18 protein-coding genes are annotated in these 15,453 nt (G+C 69.8%); all 18 read right to left on the bottom strand.

Annotated features, from left to right (window positions below; all coding sequences use genetic code 11):
• Positions 1–114 precede the first annotated feature (114 nt).
• Entirely contained in the window at positions 115–1,242 is a 1,128-nt protein-coding gene (locus tag ACIOHG_RS09760; protein ID WP_400947537.1) for a glycoside hydrolase family 26 protein, read from the bottom strand.
• Positions 1,243–1,249: 7 nt separating this feature from the next.
• The gene (locus ACIOHG_RS09755) at positions 1,250–2,332 is read right to left on the bottom strand and encodes a hypothetical protein (protein WP_400947535.1); all 1,083 of its coding nucleotides are present in this window, start codon (positions 2,330–2,332) and stop codon (positions 1,250–1,252) included.
• A 119-nt stretch (positions 2,333–2,451) separates the two neighbouring features.
• On the bottom strand, positions 2,452–3,816 hold the full coding sequence (glmM, locus tag ACIOHG_RS09750; protein ID WP_400947533.1) for a phosphoglucosamine mutase: 1,365 nt from the start codon (positions 3,814–3,816) through the stop codon (positions 2,452–2,454).
• A gap of 133 nt (positions 3,817–3,949) precedes the next feature.
• Positions 3,950–4,456 (bottom strand): 30S ribosomal protein S9, encoded by a 507-nt coding sequence (gene rpsI / locus ACIOHG_RS09745; protein ID WP_030457400.1) that lies wholly within the window; start codon positions 4,454–4,456, stop codon positions 3,950–3,952.
• A gap of 48 nt (positions 4,457–4,504) precedes the next feature.
• Positions 4,505–4,948, bottom strand: coding sequence for a 50S ribosomal protein L13 (gene rplM / locus ACIOHG_RS09740; RefSeq protein WP_400714172.1), 444 nt, complete (start codon positions 4,946–4,948; stop codon positions 4,505–4,507).
• Between the two features lie 229 nt (positions 4,949–5,177).
• Positions 5,178–6,836: an ABC-F family ATP-binding cassette domain-containing protein gene (locus ACIOHG_RS09735; RefSeq protein ID WP_400947529.1), complete on the bottom strand. Its 1,659-nt coding sequence runs from the start codon at positions 6,834–6,836 to the stop codon at positions 5,178–5,180.
• 42 nt (positions 6,837–6,878) lie between these two features.
• Positions 6,879–7,784, bottom strand: a complete 906-nt coding sequence (gene truA, locus ACIOHG_RS09730) for a tRNA pseudouridine(38-40) synthase TruA (RefSeq protein WP_400947526.1) — start codon at positions 7,782–7,784, stop codon at positions 6,879–6,881.
• A 101-nt stretch (positions 7,785–7,885) separates the two neighbouring features.
• Positions 7,886–8,377 (bottom strand): 50S ribosomal protein L17, encoded by a 492-nt coding sequence (rplQ, locus tag ACIOHG_RS09725; protein WP_400947524.1) that lies wholly within the window; start codon positions 8,375–8,377, stop codon positions 7,886–7,888.
• 136 nt (positions 8,378–8,513) lie between these two features.
• Positions 8,514–9,536, bottom strand: coding sequence for a DNA-directed RNA polymerase subunit alpha (locus ACIOHG_RS09720; RefSeq protein ID WP_030457404.1), 1,023 nt, complete (start codon positions 9,534–9,536; stop codon positions 8,514–8,516).
• A 151-nt stretch (positions 9,537–9,687) separates the two neighbouring features.
• Positions 9,688–10,095: a 30S ribosomal protein S11 gene (gene rpsK, locus ACIOHG_RS09715; protein WP_030232513.1), complete on the bottom strand. Its 408-nt coding sequence runs from the start codon at positions 10,093–10,095 to the stop codon at positions 9,688–9,690.
• Between the two features lie 72 nt (positions 10,096–10,167).
• Positions 10,168–10,548 (bottom strand): 30S ribosomal protein S13, encoded by a 381-nt coding sequence (rpsM, locus tag ACIOHG_RS09710; RefSeq protein WP_033213983.1) that lies wholly within the window; start codon positions 10,546–10,548, stop codon positions 10,168–10,170.
• A gap of 173 nt (positions 10,549–10,721) precedes the next feature.
• Positions 10,722–10,835, bottom strand: a complete 114-nt coding sequence (rpmJ, locus tag ACIOHG_RS09705) for a 50S ribosomal protein L36 (RefSeq protein ID WP_003956441.1) — start codon at positions 10,833–10,835, stop codon at positions 10,722–10,724.
• Between the two features lie 35 nt (positions 10,836–10,870).
• Complete coding sequence (infA, locus tag ACIOHG_RS09700; RefSeq protein WP_003956442.1) at positions 10,871–11,092, bottom strand: translation initiation factor IF-1; 222 nt, start codon at positions 11,090–11,092, stop codon at positions 10,871–10,873.
• A 164-nt stretch (positions 11,093–11,256) separates the two neighbouring features.
• Entirely contained in the window at positions 11,257–11,691 is a 435-nt protein-coding gene (gene mscL / locus ACIOHG_RS09695) for a large conductance mechanosensitive channel protein MscL (protein WP_400947522.1), read from the bottom strand.
• 130 nt (positions 11,692–11,821) lie between these two features.
• On the bottom strand, positions 11,822–12,658 hold the full coding sequence (gene map, locus ACIOHG_RS09690; RefSeq protein ID WP_400947519.1) for a type I methionyl aminopeptidase: 837 nt from the start codon (positions 12,656–12,658) through the stop codon (positions 11,822–11,824).
• Between the two features lie 114 nt (positions 12,659–12,772).
• A complete protein-coding gene (locus tag ACIOHG_RS09685; protein ID WP_400947516.1) occupies positions 12,773–13,432 on the bottom strand; it encodes an adenylate kinase in 660 nt (219 codons plus the stop codon).
• Positions 13,432–14,739, bottom strand: coding sequence for a preprotein translocase subunit SecY (secY, locus tag ACIOHG_RS09680; RefSeq protein ID WP_400947513.1), 1,308 nt, complete (start codon positions 14,737–14,739; stop codon positions 13,432–13,434). The genes ACIOHG_RS09685 and secY overlap by 1 nt, the downstream gene beginning before the upstream one ends.
• Before the next feature lie 259 nt (positions 14,740–14,998).
• Positions 14,999–15,451, bottom strand: coding sequence for a 50S ribosomal protein L15 (gene rplO, locus ACIOHG_RS09675; protein ID WP_400947511.1), 453 nt, complete (start codon positions 15,449–15,451; stop codon positions 14,999–15,001).
• Positions 15,452–15,453: the final 2 nt, after the last annotated feature.

Below are 15,453 nucleotides of genomic sequence, written 5' to 3'. Positions count from 1 at the left end.
CGGGGAACTTCGTCGGCTCCGCGCCGACTCCGCGCTGTTCACTGCCACACCCGCCACGCGATACCTGCCCTGATCACTCGTCCGTGCCCGACCGACGCCGGGCAGGAGCCCATGCTAGGGCCAGCCGCCCAGGCGCTGGCGCAACAGTCCGGTCACGAACGCCCGCTGGTCGTCGGCCGAGGTGGTGAACCGCCAGTCGGCCCGCCCCCGGTCCGCCTTGTCGTGCTGGAACCAGCTGAACCCGACCACCTCGGGGTGGCCCGCCAGCCAGTCGAAGAAGCCCTTCGTCCACCCCGGCTTGCCCGGCCCGGGGCGCACCCCCACCTCGCCGATGAAGAACGGCTTGTCCGCTATCGCCCGCAGCGCCCGGTAACTGGGCGTCAGGGACTGTTCGGCGGTGTCGTCGCCGTCGCTGTAGACGTCCACGCCGATCCAGTCGACGTAGTCGTGCCCGGGGTAGAAGCCGGCCGGATCGTCGACGCCCGCGCCCACGCTGTCCGGGCACCAGAACCACACCACGTTGGTGGCCCCCTGCTCGCGGAACAGGTCGTGGACGTAGCGCCAGGCGGCGATGTAGTCGCCGGGCCGGTTGCCGTTCCGGGTCTCCGACCACTGGTACCAGTGGGCGTTCATCTCGTGGGCGAACCGCAGCACCAGTACCCGGCCGTCGGCCTTCACCGCGTGGGCGAACTCCGTCAGGTAGGCGTCGAACCGGCCGTCGACGATCGCCCGGAGCGCGTACTTGGGCTGATCCGCCGTCATGTCGCCGCCGGCCCACGGCTCCCAGGTCAGCAGCGGAACCGCGCCGAGCCGGTAGGAGCGGTCCACCGCACCCGGATCGAAGTCCTCGTCCCACTTGACGAAGTACTCCTGGACGGCGGGCGTCCGGGTGGCGGCGGCCGCCACGTCGGCGGTCTCGTCCGCGGACGGGCCGCTCGGCGTGCTGATCCCGAACAGCAGGCCGTCCGGGTGCACCACCGACGACCTCGACACCTGGCTGCCCGGCGCTGCCGCACCCGACTCCGCCGGCGACGCGGACGGCTGGGCAGCGGGAGCGGACCTGCTCGCGGACGCCACCGGCCCACCGCCCAGGTGGGTCCGCACGAGGGCGTCGTCCACCGGGCCGCCCGACTGGTTGAAAGCCGCGATCAACCCGACCAGTACGACGAGTCCCAGGACGCCGCCGGTCCACCGGACCACGCGCCGGTCGCCGAGCCGGACGAGCAGCGAACGATTGGGCACGCCCCCGTCAGCCCGCGCTCTGCAGCGCGGCGTTTCCGCGCTCGGTGAGAGCCTGCACCACGTAGGCCTGGAGGTCCGCGGTGGCCTGCAGGGCCGCCGATCCCGAGGACACCGGGCTCAGGTCGCGGTTGCCCGCGATGGTGAAGTACGCGTACCGGCCGAACACCTTGTGCCCGAGATCGCACTTGGAAACGTCCGGGCAGAACCGCGGCACCTGGTCCTTCACCAGCACCTTGATGTTGCCCTTGGCGTTGTCGCTGGCCTTGCTGGACTGCGCCTTGCTGTCGAACGCGGCCACGCCGACCGTGACGCCCGCGCCGTCCGCCAGGTAGGTCGCCAGGAAGATGCCCCGGCAGTTCTGCCCGTCCACCACCGCGCCGAGGCCGTTGTTGGTCTCCGAGCCGCACTTGTCCGAGGATTCGACGGCCGCCCGGGTGTACACCCGGCCCTCGACGGTGACGGTCGGCTGGAACAGGTTGTCCGTCGTCATCGGCGCGGTGTCGGTGCTCGCCTTGCCCAGCACCGCCTCCGGGGTGCTCGGCTTGGCGCTCGGGGTGGCCGAGCCTCCGGCCGTGCCGCTCGGACCGGCCGACACCGGGCCCGAGGCCTTCGGCGCGTCCGGGTTGGTCGGCTTGCCGTCCTTGCCGATCACGTTCATGGACACCGCCACGATGCCGGCCAGCGCCGCCACGCACACCAGCGCGACCGCGCCCAGCACCGTGCGCTTGCGCTTCCGCTTCGCCACCTCGTGCTGGTCCGCCAGCGCCGTCCAGTCCGGCTCGTCAGGGTTCTGGAACGCCCCCGGGCCGTAGCGGCCCTGAACCGGCGGGCCCAGGTACGGCTGCGGCTGGTTCGGGGGCGGGGTCTGCGCCGGGAACTGCGGGGGCGGCGCCCCGAAACCCCCGGGGTTGTGGGGCGGGGGGACGGCGGCCGGACCGGGGGCTCCGGCGGGCGGCGGAACCTGCTGCGGGTACCCGTACCCGGCGGGCGGGGGTGACGGGTACCCGTAGCCGTGCGGCGGCTGACCGCCCGCCGGTTGTGACTGGCTTTCCGGTCCCCCCGGCATCGCCTGCTGCTGCCCATCGGTCATCCGAGCCTCCGCCACCCTTGTTCAACGCGCAGATCCTATCCGGAAACTCTTCCGAATCCACGCGAGCCCCCTTGCCCGGTCAAGGAGTTGCCAATCCGCAACACCCGACCGGACACGCCTCAGCCCAGGTGCAGCCGCACCGCGGTCGCCAGGCGTTCGCACACCGCCAGCGCCTGCTCCTGGCCGACCGCCTCGACCATCACCCGGACCAGCGGCTCGGTGCCGGACTTGCGCAGCAGCACCCGCCCGGTGGAGCCCAGCTCGGCCTCCGCCGCGGCGACCGCGTCCCGCAGTTCGACGCAGGACTCGACCCGGTCCTTGTCCACGTCCTTGACGTTGATCAGCACCTGCGGCAGCCGGGTCATCACCGCGGCGAGGTCCGCCAGCGGCTGCTTGGTCGCGGCCAGCCGGGCGCCCAGCATCAGGCCGGTCAGGGTGCCGTCGCCGGTGGTGGCGTGGTCGAGCAGGATCACGTGCCCGGACTGCTCGCCGCCCAGCGCGAAGCCGTGCTGCTTCATCTCCTCCAGCACGTACCGGTCGCCGACCGCGGTCTGCACCAGCTCGACGCCCTCGCGCTCCATCGCCAGCTTGAAGCCCAGGTTCGACATCACGGTGGCGACCGCGGTGTTGCGGCGCAGCGTGCCGGCCTCCTTCATGGCGACCGCCAGGATGGCCAGGATCTGGTCGCCGTCGACCTCGTTGCCCTCGGCGTCGGCGGCCAGGCAGCGGTCGGCGTCGCCGTCCAGGGCGACGCCGAGGTCGGCCCGGTGCTCCTTCATCGCGGCGCGCAGCTTGTCCAGGTGGGTCGAGCCGACGCCGTCGTTGATGTTCAGGCCGTTCGGCTCGGCGCCCAGGGTGTACACCACCTCGGCGCCGGCCCGGGCGAACGCCTCCGGGGCGACCCGGGCGGCCGCGCCGTGCGCGCCGTCGATGACGACCTTGATGCCGTCGAGCCGGTTCGGCAGCACCGCGACCAGGTGCGCCACGTACCGGTCGAAGCCCTCGGTGTACTGGCGGACCCGGCCGACGGCGGCGCCGGTCGGGCGCTCCCAGGTCTCGTCGCCGACGCCGTAGCGGCGGTAGTGCTCCTCGATCGCGTCCTCGATCGCGTCGTCGAGCTTGTGGCCGCCGCGGGCCAGGAACTTGATGCCGTTGTCGGGCATCGCGTTGTGGCTGGCGGACAGCATCACGCCGAAGTCCGCGCCGAGCGCGCCGGTCAGGTACGCCACCGCGGGCGTCGGCAGCACGCCCACCCGGAGCACGTCGACGCCGGCGCTGGCCAGGCCGGCGATCACCGCGGCCTCCAGGAACTCTCCGGACGCCCGGGGGTCACGGCCGACCACGGCCACCGGCCGGTGCCCCGCGAACGCGTTCGCGTCGCCGAGCACGTGGGCGGCGGCCACCGACAGGCCGAGCGCCAACTCCGCGGTCAGGCCGACATTGGCCACCCCGCGCACCCCGTCCGTACCGAAGAGTCGTGCCATGTTCGCGTTCGTCCCGTCTGTCGTGCCCGAGGGGCTCGGTTGGTGCGGCCCCCGCGGACTCCGCACCGGTCCGGGAGGCACAACGCCCCGGAGCACAGTGTGCTCCGGGGCGAGGATCGCATGCGGGATGCGATTAGCGCTTGCTGTACTGCGGCGCCTTGCGGGCCTTCTTGAGACCGGCCTTCTTGCGCTCGACGGCGCGCGAGTCACGGGTCAGGAAGCCGGCCTTCTTGAGCGCGGCGCGGTTGTTGTCCACGTCCGCCTCGTTCAGGGCGCGGGCCACGCCGAGGCGCAGCGCGTAGGCCTGACCGGAGACGCCGCCACCCGCGATGCGGGCGATGACGTCGTAACGGCCGTCCAGCTCCAGGAGCTTGAAGGGCTCGTTCACGGTCTGCTGGTGCACCTTGTTGGGGAAGTAGTTCTCCAGGGTGCGACCGTTGATCTTCCACTGGCCGGTGCCGGGGACGATGCGCACGCGGGCGATCGCCTCCTTGCGGCGGCCGAGGCCGGCGCCGGGGACGGCCTCGCCGAAGCGGCCGGCCAGCGACTCGGTGGTGTACTCGGTCTCGGTGGTGTACTCGTCGACGTTCTCGTCGTCGAAGTCGACCTCGAGGGTGCTCTCGATGGCAGTCTCGGCCACGGTGTTCCTCAGCTCTTCTACGTCAGTTGGGGTGTGTGGTGGCCGGAATTACTGCGCGACCTGGGTGATCTCGAACGGCACCGGCTGCTGCGCAGCGTGCGGGTGCTGGTCGCCCGAGTAGACCTTCAGCTTCGAGAGCATCTGACGGCCCAGGCTGTTCTTCGGAACCATGCCCTTGATGGCCTTCTCGACGGCCTTCTCCGGGTTGTTCGCCAGCAGGTCGTCGTAGCGGACCGAGCGGAGGCCGCCCGGGAAGCCGCTGTGGCGGTAGGCCATCTTCTGGGTCTTCTTGTTGCCCGAGAGGTGCACCTTGTCGGCGTTGATGATGATGACGAAGTCACCAGTGTCAACGTGCGGCGCGTAGATCGCCTTGTGCTTGCCCCGCAGGAGGTTGGCGGCCTGGGAGGCCAGGCGGCCGAGCACGACGTCGGTCGCGTCGATGACGTGCCACTGACGCTGGACGTCGCCGGGCTTGGGGCTGTACGTACGCACGGTCGTAGCCTTCGCTTTTCAGTGAGTGGGTCCTGACAGGAGCACCAAGGCCCGGGGCCTCCAGCCGATCCGCCCGGACGCAATTCGGGCAGCCGCTGGAGTTCGGCCTGTCGTCTCCGGCGTACCGACGTCTCACGTGAGATAGAGCCAGCCAATACGCACAACAGCGGCCAACGATACCGGGACGGTGGGGTGGATTCCAAACCGGCCCGGCGCGGAGCCGTTCGATTCAGCGGTCGCGGACCACCCGGGTCTCGTCCCAGACCGGCTCGGGGGACTCGTAGACCCGGCCGTCCGAGCCGAACACCAGGAAGCGGTCGAAGCTCCGGGCGAACCAGCGGTCGTGCGTGACGCACAGCACCGTGCCGTCGAACGCCTCCAGGCCCTGCTGCAGCGCCTCGGCGCTCTCCAGGTCCAGGTTGTCGGTGGGCTCGTCCAGCAGCAGCGCGGTCGAACCGGACAGCTCCAGCTTGAGGATCATCAGCCGGGCCTGCTGCCCGCCGGACAGCGACTCGAACTTCTGCTCCTCCTGCCGGTCCAGCTCGTAGCGGCGCAGCGCCGACATCGCCGCGCCGCGGGAGAGCGCGTGCTCCTCCTCGACGATCGAGCGGATCGTCCGGCCGAGCAGCTCCGGGTGCGCGTGGGTCTGCCGGAAGTGGCCGGGCACCACCCGGGCGCCGAGCTTCCAGCTGCCGCCGTGCTGCACCGTGTCGTCGCCGGCCAGCAGCCGCAGGAAGTGCGACTTGCCGGAGCCGTTGGAGCCGAGCACCGCGACCCGCTCGCCGTAGAAGACCTCCAGGTCGAAGGGCTTCATCAGGCCGGACAGCTCCAGGCCCTGCATGGTGAAGGCCCGCACGCCGGTGCGGCCGCCCTTCAGCCGCATGGTGATCGACTGCTCGCGCGGCGGCGCCTCGGGCGGGCCGGCGTCCTCGAACTTCTTCAGCCTGGTCTGCGCGGCGGCGTACCGGGAGGCCATCTCGTGGCTGACCGCGGCGGCCTGACGGAGCGTCACCACCAGCTTCTTCAGCTTGGCGTGCTCCTCGTCCCAGCGGCGGCGCAGCTCCTCGAAGCGCTCGAACCGGGCCTTGCGGGCCTCGTGGAAGGTGTCGAAGCCGCCGCCGTGCACCCAGACGCTGGAGCCGGTCGCGCCGGACTCCACCGCGATGATCTTGTCGGCCGTCCGGGACAGCAGCTCGCGGTCGTGCGAGATGTACAGCACCGTCTTGGAGGTGGCCCGGATGGCCTCCTCCAGCCAGCGCTTGCCCGGGACGTCCAGGTAGTTGTCCGGCTCGTCGAGCAGTAGCACCTCGTCCGGGCCGCGCAGCAGCGCCTCCAGCACCAGCCGCTTCTGCTCGCCGCCGGAGAGGGTGTTCAGGCCGCGCCACTGGGCCCGCTCGAACGGCATCCCGAGCGCCGCCACGGTGCAGACGTCCCAGTCGGCCTCGTACTCGTAGCCGCCGGCGTCCGACCAGTCGGCGAGCGCCTGGGCGTACGCCATCTGCGACTTCTCGTCGTCCTGGGCGATCATCGCCAGCTCGGCGGCGTCCACCCGGCGGGCCGCGTCGGCGATCCGCTTCGGCGCCACCGAGACCAGCAGGTCCCGGACCGAGGCGTCGGCGGGCAGCGCGCCCGGCGCGTCCTCGGCGCTCTCCCGGCCGGTGGTGCCGACGAACTGGCGCATCACGCCGAGCCCGCCGCTCACCGTCACCGAGCCGCCGTGCGGCTGGGTGTCGCCCGCGATCATCCGCAGCAGCGTGGTCTTGCCGGCGCCGTTCGCGCCGACCAGCGCCACGGCCGCGCCCTCGCCGACCCGGAAGGACGCGTCGTCGAACAGCACCCGCCCGTCCGGCAGGTAGTACTCCAGGTGCGAAATCTCGACGTGTCCCATGCCTACGGATTGTGCCAAGCCCCCACCCCGCGACAAAACGGATTACCCGGCGGCCGGCTCCCCCAGCGTCCGCAGCCGGCGCGAGACCCGGTTCCGCTCGGCCAGTTGGTCGTCCGCCGGGTAGCCGACCTCCTCCAGCGTCAGCCCGTGCGGCCGGATCACGTTGACGGCCGAGTTCCGCACCCCGCCCGCCAGCACCTCGCCCGGGAACTCCACCGGCCGGTGCCCGTCGCCGACCAGCAGCATCGCCCCGACCAGCGCGCGCACCATGTTGTGGCAGAACGCGTCCGCCCGCACGGTGGCCACCGCCAGCGAGCCCTCCTGGGCCGCGTACGGGTCGATCGGCACCCGGTCCCAGTGCAGCTCCAGCAGGGTGCGGATGGTGGTCGCACCCTCGCGCTTCTTGCAGTACGCGGCGAAGTCGTGCTCCCCGACCAGCAGCCGGGCCGCCTCGTTCATCTTCGCCAGGTCCAGCGGCCGGTCGTGCCAGAGCACGTGGCCGCGCACCAGCGGGTCCACCCCGCCCGGGTGGTCGGCCACCCGGTACGCGTAGCGCCGCCAGATCGCCGCGAACCGGGCGTCGAAGCCGTGCGGCGCCTCGGCGACCCGGTACACCCGGACGTCGGCGGGCAGCCGCCCGGCCAGCCGGCGCAGCAGCTTCTCGCCGTGCAGGGCCCACAGCTCCACCGGCAGGTCCACGTGCGCGACCTGGCCGCGGGCGTGCACCCCGGCGTCGGTCCGGCCGGCGACCGTCAGCGGGAAGGTCTCCGCGCTGCGCAGCACGATCCGCAGCGCGTCCTCCAACTCGCCCTGCACGGTGCGCCGTTCGCGCTGCCGGGCCCAGCCGGAGAACTCCGCCCCGTGGTAGGCGAGGTCGAGCCTGATCCGGACGTGCCCGTCCGCCGGGCCGTCCTTCACCGGCGGCAGCTCCGCGCAGTCGTTCACCACTCCAACTCCCCTGTGCCGTAGCTGAGATGACCTGGGATGCGAACGGGCCCGCTCCCCCGGCGAACGGGAGGGCGGGCCCGGACGAAGACCTACCGGGAGGCTCAGGCCTCGGTGGTCTCGGCGGCCTCGTCGGCCTTGGTCTCCTCGGCGGCCTTCGCCTCGGCGGCCTGGTCGGCCTCCTTGACGGCGCGCTTGGCGGCGGCCTCGGCCTCGGCGACGGTCGCCTTGGTGGCGATCTCGCCCTCGACCAGCTCGATCACGGCCATCGGCGCGTTGTCGCCGCGGCGGCCGCCGATCTTGGTGATGCGGGTGTAACCGCCGGGGCGGTTCTCGAACCGCGGGGCGATCTCGGTGAAGAGGGTGTGCAGCACCGACACGTCGGTGATGGTCTTGCGCACCAGGCGACGGTTGTGGATGTCGCCCTTCTTCGCCTTGGTGATCAGCTTCTCCGCCAGCGGGCGCAGGCGACGGGCCTTGGCCTCGGTGGTGGTGATGCGGCCGTACTGGAACAGCTCGCGGGCCAGGCCGGCCAGCAGCAGCGGCTCGTGGGACGGACCGCCGCCGAGGCGGGCACCCTTGGTGGGACGGGGCATGACTTAGCTCCTTGAATCTCCGACTGCGGCCGTACCAGGTACCGCAGCGGGCGTACGGACACCGCGTCCGCACGACTTCTCACGCCACCGGGGGCGGTTCACCGGGAACCGCCCCCGCTGTCGAAACTTCAGAACCTCAGTACTGCTCGGTCTCCGCGTAACCCTGGTCGTCCAGGTCGTCGGCGCCAAAGGCGTCGGCGGCGGCGGTCGGGTCGAACCCGGGCGGGCTGTCCTTGAGGGCCAGGCCCATGCCGGCCAGCTTCGCCTTGACCTCGTCGATCGACTTCGCACCGAAGTTGCGGATGTCGAGCAGGTCGGCCTCCGAGCGGGCGACGAGCTCACCCACGGTGTGGATGCCCTCGCGCTTGAGGCAGTTGTAGGAGCGGACCGTGAGCTCCAGCTCCTCGATCGGCAGCGCCAGGTCGGCGGCCAGGGCGGCGTCCGTCGGGGACGGGCCCATGTCGATGCCCTCGGCGTCGACGTTCAGCTCGCGGGCCAGGCCGAACAGCTCGACCAGGGTCTTGCCGGCCGAGGCCATCGCGTCGCGCGGGCGCATCGCGGGCTTGGTCTCGACGTCGACGATCAGCTTGTCGAAGTCGGTGCGCTGCTCGACACGGGTCGCCTCGACCTTGTAGGTGACCTTCAGCACGGGGCTGTAGATCGAGTCGACCGGGATGCGGCCGATCTCCTGGCCGGAGGCCTTGTTCTGGACGGCGGAGACGTAGCCGCGACCGCGCTCGACGGTCAGCTCCATCTCCAGCTTGCCCTTGCCGTTCAGGGTGGCGAGGACCAGCTCGGGGTTGTGCACCTCGACACCGGCCGGCGGCGCGATGTCGGCGGCGGTGACCACACCCGGGCCCTGCTTGCGCAGGTACATCACGACCGGCTCGTCGTGCTCCGAGGAGACGACCAGCTGCTTGATGTTCAGGATGAGGTCGGTGACGTCCTCCTTGACGCCCGGCACGGTGGTGAACTCGTGCAGGACGCCGTCGATCCGGATGCTGGTGACGGCGGCACCGGGGATCGAGGAGAGGAGCGTGCGGCGGAGCGAGTTGCCGAGGGTGTAGCCGAAGCCCGGCTCCAGCGGCTCGATCACGAACCGCGAGCGGAACTCGTCGACGACCTCTTCGGTCAGCGAAGGACGCTGAGCGATCAGCATGTTCTGGTTCCTCCAGTTGTCTTCGGCACCCACTATTTGATGCCGACAGAACTCAAGCGTACGGGCTCCCGCGAGCTGTGTTGAAATCAAACGCAGCGGGAGCCCGTACCAGGTTTAAAACACCGGACGCCTGGTGAACCCAGGCTCCGCGTCAGACGCGGCGGCGCTTCGGCGGACGGCAGCCGTTGTGCGGGGTGGGGGTGACGTCCTGGATCGAGCCGACCTCGAGGCCGGTGGCCTGGAGCGAGCGGATCGCGGTCTCACGGCCGGAGCCCGGACCCTTGACGAAGACGTCGACCTTGCGCATGCCGTGCTCCTGCGCGCGACGGGCAGCGGCCTCGGCGGCCATCTGCGCGGCGAACGGGGTGGACTTGCGCGAGCCCTTGAAACCGACGTGGCCGGCCGAGGCCCAGGAGATCACGTTGCCCGCGGGGTCGGTGATCGAGACGATCGTGTTGTTGAACGTGCTCTTGATGTGAGCGTGCCCGTGGGCGACGTTCTTCTTCTCCTTGCGGCGGATCTTCTTCGCGCCGGCAGCCTGACGACCCTTGGGGGGCATAAGTCTGTTCTCCTACTGAGGTGGTCGGTCCGCTGACCCGCGGGCCGGAGGGATGTCCGGTGACGGGACGGACTACTTCTTGCCCGGCTTCTTCTTGCCGGCGATCGCGCGACGCGGGCCCTTGCGGGTACGCGCGTTGGTGTGGGTGCGCTGGCCGCGGACGGGCAGACCGCGACGGTGGCGCAGGCCCTCGTAGCAGCCGATCTCGACCTTGCGGCGGATGTCGGCGGCGACCTGGCGGCGGAGGTCACCCTCGACCTCGAAGTTCGCGTCGACGAACTTCTGCAGCTTGACGAGGTCGTCCTCGGTGATGTCACGGACGCGGATGTCACCGCTCACGCCGGTCTCGGCGAGCGCCTGCTGGGCGCGGGTCTTGCCGATGCCGTAGACGTAGGTGAGGGCGATCTCGATCCGCTTCTCGCGGGGGAGATCAACGCCGGAAAGGCGTGCCATTCAAGGCTCCTGTGGTTCTTCTCAGAGGTCTGACGCGCCGCCTACTCGCTGTCTCTCGACAGGGAGCCCCGGCCTCTGACCGGGGGTGGCAGTCCGTCCTGCCGGACGGATCGGGCGGCCCGCTTATGACGTTGGTGCGCGTCGCGCGAAGGTACTACGAGAAATGCGGTGGATCAGCCCTGGCGCTGCTTGTGGCGCAGGTTGTCGCAGATCACCATGACCCGGCCGTGGCGGCGGATCACCTTGCACTTGTCGCAGATCTTCTTGACGCTCGGCTTGACCTTCATGATTCAGGTTCTCCGGGGTCTAGATCTGGCGGTTGTTACTTGTAGCGGTAGACGATCCGGCCGCGGGTCAGGTCGTAGGGGCTGAGCTCCACCACGACCCGGTCATCCGGGAGGATGCGGATGTAGTGCATGCGCATCTTGCCGCTGATGTGTGCGAGGACCTTGTGACCGTTCTGCAGCTCGACCTTGAACATCGCGTTCGGAAGAGACTCGATCACGGTGCCCTCGATCTCAATGGCGCCTTGCTTCTTAGCCATGAACTGCGAGATCCACCCTTCGGGGTCCGGCTACCGTATGCGGAACGCTCGTGCGAACCAGGCTTCACCTCTCCCCGGGGTTTCCCCTGGGCTGAGGGCGTGCGGGAACACGCTACGAGAGAGCCGACGCACCATCGTAAACCAAGCACCGTGCCGGAGCGAAATCAGCCCTGGGCCTTCACCATGACCGGGGCCGCCGGCTCCACCACGGCGGTGCAGGCCGAGCAGCGGCGGGCGGCCTGCGGGATCTCGGTCAGGCACTCCGGGCAGGGGCGCTTCGGGGTGGCCGGCTTCTTCGGCAGGTAGCGGGCGGTGGCCTTGGAGACCGGCAGCACCACGCAGAAGTACAGCACCGCGGCGGTCAGCACGAACGCGATCAGCACGTTCAGGAACTGGCCGTACGGGAAGGTGACGTCCGCCACCGTGAACGTGTAGGCACTGAAGTCGCCCGCGGCGCCGACCACCACGCCGAGCACCGGGGTGAGGAAGGCGGTCACGAAGCCGGTGACGACTCCGGTGAAGGCGGCACCGATCACCACACCGACGGCCATGTCGATGACGTTGCCGCGCATCATGAAGTCGCGGAAGCCCTTGAGCACGTTCTCTCCCTGGGGTAGCTGCGGGTATCAGCTGATGAAAATAGGACAAGAGGCCCGAAGGTCCAAACCCCCAGGCCCCGATCCCTCCGCAGTGAGAGAAGTCCCTCAGCCGGGCCGACCCGGCGGGCGCTCAGCCCAGCGGGTCGGGCGCGGCGGTGACGCCGAGCTTCGCCAGTTCGGCCTTCCCGCCGTCGAAGGCGGTCAGCACCAGCGGGCCCTGCTCGGTGATCGCCACCGAGTGCTCCCAGTGCGAGGCCCAGGTGCCGTCGGTGGTGACCACCGTCCAGTCGTCCTCCAGCACCTCGGTGTGCGGGGTGCCGAGCGAGACCATCGGCTCGATCGCCAGCACGGTGCCCGGGACCAGCTTCATGCCCTTGCCGCGGCCGGCCACGTAGTTCAGCACGTGCGGTTCCATGTGCATCGCGGTGCCGATGCCGTGGCCGCCGTAGCCCTCGGTGATGCCCCACTTGCCCTTCGGCGGCAGCGGCTGGCGGCGGATGAAGCCTTCGATCGCCCGGGAGACGTCGACCAGCCGGTTGCCCTTCTTCATCTGGGCGATGCCGGCCCACATCGAGCCCTCGGTGACCTTCGACAGCATCACGTTCTCGGCGGCGGTCTCCCCGACCGCGACGGTGATCGCCGCGTCGCCGTGCCAGCCGTCCAGGATCGCGCCGCAGTCGATCGAGATCAGGTCGCCCTCCTTCAGCACCTTGTCGCCGGGGATGCCGTGCACGACCTCCTCGTTGACCGAGGCGCAGATCACCCCCGGGAACCACAGGCCGCCGTGGTCGGCGCGGAAGTTGGAGGTGGCGCCGTGCTTGGTGATGACCGCGTCCGCGATGTCGTTCAGCTCGCCGGTGGTCACCCCCGGGGCGACCGCCGCGCGGGCGGCCTTCAGGGCCTCGGCGACGACCAGCCCGGCCGCCCGCATCTTCGCGATCTGCTCGGGGGTCTTGATCTCCACCATCTGGTCAACGCCTTCCACGTTCTGAATCTCGGACTGCCCTCCACCGTACGACGCACGAGACGGCCGGGCCGCCCGCTTCGGGGCGACCCGGCCGTCTCACGACGCCTCGTGGCGTCAGGCGTTCTTGTTCTGCTCCAGGGCGGCGACCGCGCGCTCGGTCACCTCGTCCACCTTGCCGAGGGCGGAGATGGTGACCAGCAGGCCCTGCTCCTGGTAGTAGCCGATGATCGGCTCGGTCTTGGAGTGGTACTCCTCCAGCCGGACCCGCACGGCCTCCTCGGTGTCGTCCGAGCGCTGGTACAGCTCGCCGCCGCACTCGTCGCAGACGCCCTCGGTCTTCGGCGGGTTGTACACCACGTGGAACACGTGGGAGCCGTCGTTGCGGCACAGCCGGCGACCGGCGATCCGCTTGACGACCTCGTCCTCGGGGACCTCCAGGTCCAGCACGCCGTCCAGCGCGATGCCGTTCTCGGCCAGGATGGCGTCCAGCGCCTCCGCCTGGCCCAGGTTGCGCGGGAAGCCGTCCAGCAGGAAGCCGTTGGCGGCGTCCGGCTGGAGCATGCGGTCCTTGGCCATCCCGATGGTGACCTCGTCGGGCACCAGGCGCCCGGCGTCCATGTAGCTCTTGGCCTCGACACCCAGCGGGGTGCCCTGGCTGATGTTCGCGCGGAACAGGTCACCGGTGGAGATGTGGGGAATGGACAGGGTCTTGGCCAGAACGTGCGCCTGAGTACCCTTCCCGGCCCCGGGGGGTCCGACGAGGACGATTCGCATCAGCGGAGGAACCCTTCGTAATTGCGCTGCTGGAGTTGGCTCTCGATCTGCTTCACAGTTTCGAGTCCGACGCCGACGACGATGAGCACGGAGGTGCCGCCGAACGGGAAGTTGGTCTGCTGCCCGAAGGCGACGAGGGCGACCATCGGGATCAACGCGATCAGGCCCAGGTACAGCGATCCCGGCCACGTGATGCGGGTGAGCACGTAGTTCAGGTACTCGGCCGTCGGTCGGCCGGCCCGGATGCCCGGGATGAAGCCACCATACTTCTTCATGTTGTCGGCAACTTCTTCGGGGTTGAAGGAGATGGCGACGTAGAAGAAGGCGAAGAAGACGATGAGCACGAAGTACGTCGCCATGTAGACCGGGTGGTCACCCTTGACGAAGTGCTCCTTGATCCAGATCGCCCAGCCCGCCTGGGAGTTGGTCAGCTGCACCACCAGCGCCGGGATGTACAGCAGCGAGGAGGCGAAGATGACCGGGATCACGCCGGCCTGGTTGACCTTCAGCGGGATGTAGGTCGACGTCCCGCCGAAGGCGCGGCGGCCGATCATCCGCTTCGCGTACTGCACCGGGATCCGGCGCTGGGCCTGCTCGACGAAGATGACCAGGCAGACCACGATGATGCCGACCGCGATGACCGAGACGAACTCGCCCCAGCCGTCCAGCAGCGAGCCGGACTGCTTGATCGCCCACATCGAGCCGGGGAAACCGGCCGCGATCGAGGTGAAGATCAGGATCGACATGCCGTTGCCGATGCCGCGGTCGGTGATCAGCTCGCCCAGCCACATGATCACGGTGGTGCCCGCGGTCATGATGATGACCATCGTGGCGATCCGGAAGATCGACTGGTTCGGGACGATGTCCGCGCCCTGCGGGCAGTTGGAGAACAGCGCGCCGCTGGAGGCCGTCGCCAGGATGCCGGTGCCCTGGAGCACGGCGAGGGCGATGGTCAGGTAGCGGGTGTACTGCGTGATCTTCGCGGTGCCGGCCTGCCCCTCCTTCTTCAGCGCTTCCAGCCGCGGGATGACCACGGTGAGCAGCTGGAGGATGATGCTGGCCGTGATGTACGGCATGATGCCGAGCGCGAAGATGGTCAACTGCAGCAGCGCGCCGCCGCTGAACAGGTTGACCAGCCCGAACAGGCCTTCCTTCTGGCTCTTCACGCACGCGTGGACGGCCTCGAAGTTGACTCCGGGCACGGGGATGTGGGCGCCCATGCGGAACAGCACCATGATGCCCAGCGTGAACAGCAGCTTCTTGCGCAGGTCGGGCGTCTGGAACGCCCGCGCGAACGCACTGAGCACGGTGCCTCCTGCGCCTCCCGCGCGTCGTCGGCGGAAGGGTCGGTCCTGATGTGGGGTAAGGGAACTTCACGGACTCTAACAGTGCCTGGGGGCTCCACAGAAGCTCGTGCCGCCGCTCCCCCACTCATGGGGTACGGCTTGCCCGGTTTTGACACACAAACCGAGCACGTGCAAGGGGCCCCCACGGCAACGGGCCCCGCACCCTCTTTCGCAAGAGGGCGCGGGGCCCGGTTTCTGTCCGTGCGTCAGATCGACGGCGTCAGAGCAGTTCGGTGACCGAACCGCCGGCCGCGGTGATCTTCTCGGCGGCGGAGCCGGAGACGGCGTCGACCGTCACCTGCAGCGCCACCGCGATGTCGCCCTGGCCGAGGACCTTGACGAGCTCGTTCTTGCGAACGGCGCCCTTCTCGATCAGCCCGGCCACGGTGACCTCGCCACCGTTCGGGTAGAGCTCGGCCAGGCGGTCCAGGTTCACGACCTGGAACTGCTTGTGGGCCGGGTTCTTGAAGCCCTTCAGCTTCGGCAGGCGCATGTGGAGGGGCATCTGGCCACCCTCGAAGCGCTGCGGAACCTGGTAGCGGGCCTTGGTGCCCTTGGTACCACGACCTGCAGTCTTACCCTTGGAGCCTTCACCGCGACCAACGCGGATCTTGTCCTTCTTGGCACCCGGGGCGGGCTTCAGGTTGTGGAGCTTGATCGGCGAGTCCGACATGA

The organism is Kitasatospora sp. NPDC088134, assembly GCF_044741705.1.
In the GTDB taxonomy this organism is placed as follows: Bacteria; Actinomycetota; Actinomycetes; order Streptomycetales; family Streptomycetaceae; genus Kitasatospora.
The sequence above is the reverse complement of the archived record's forward strand: the minus strand, read 5'-3'. Positions and strand labels throughout refer to the sequence as shown.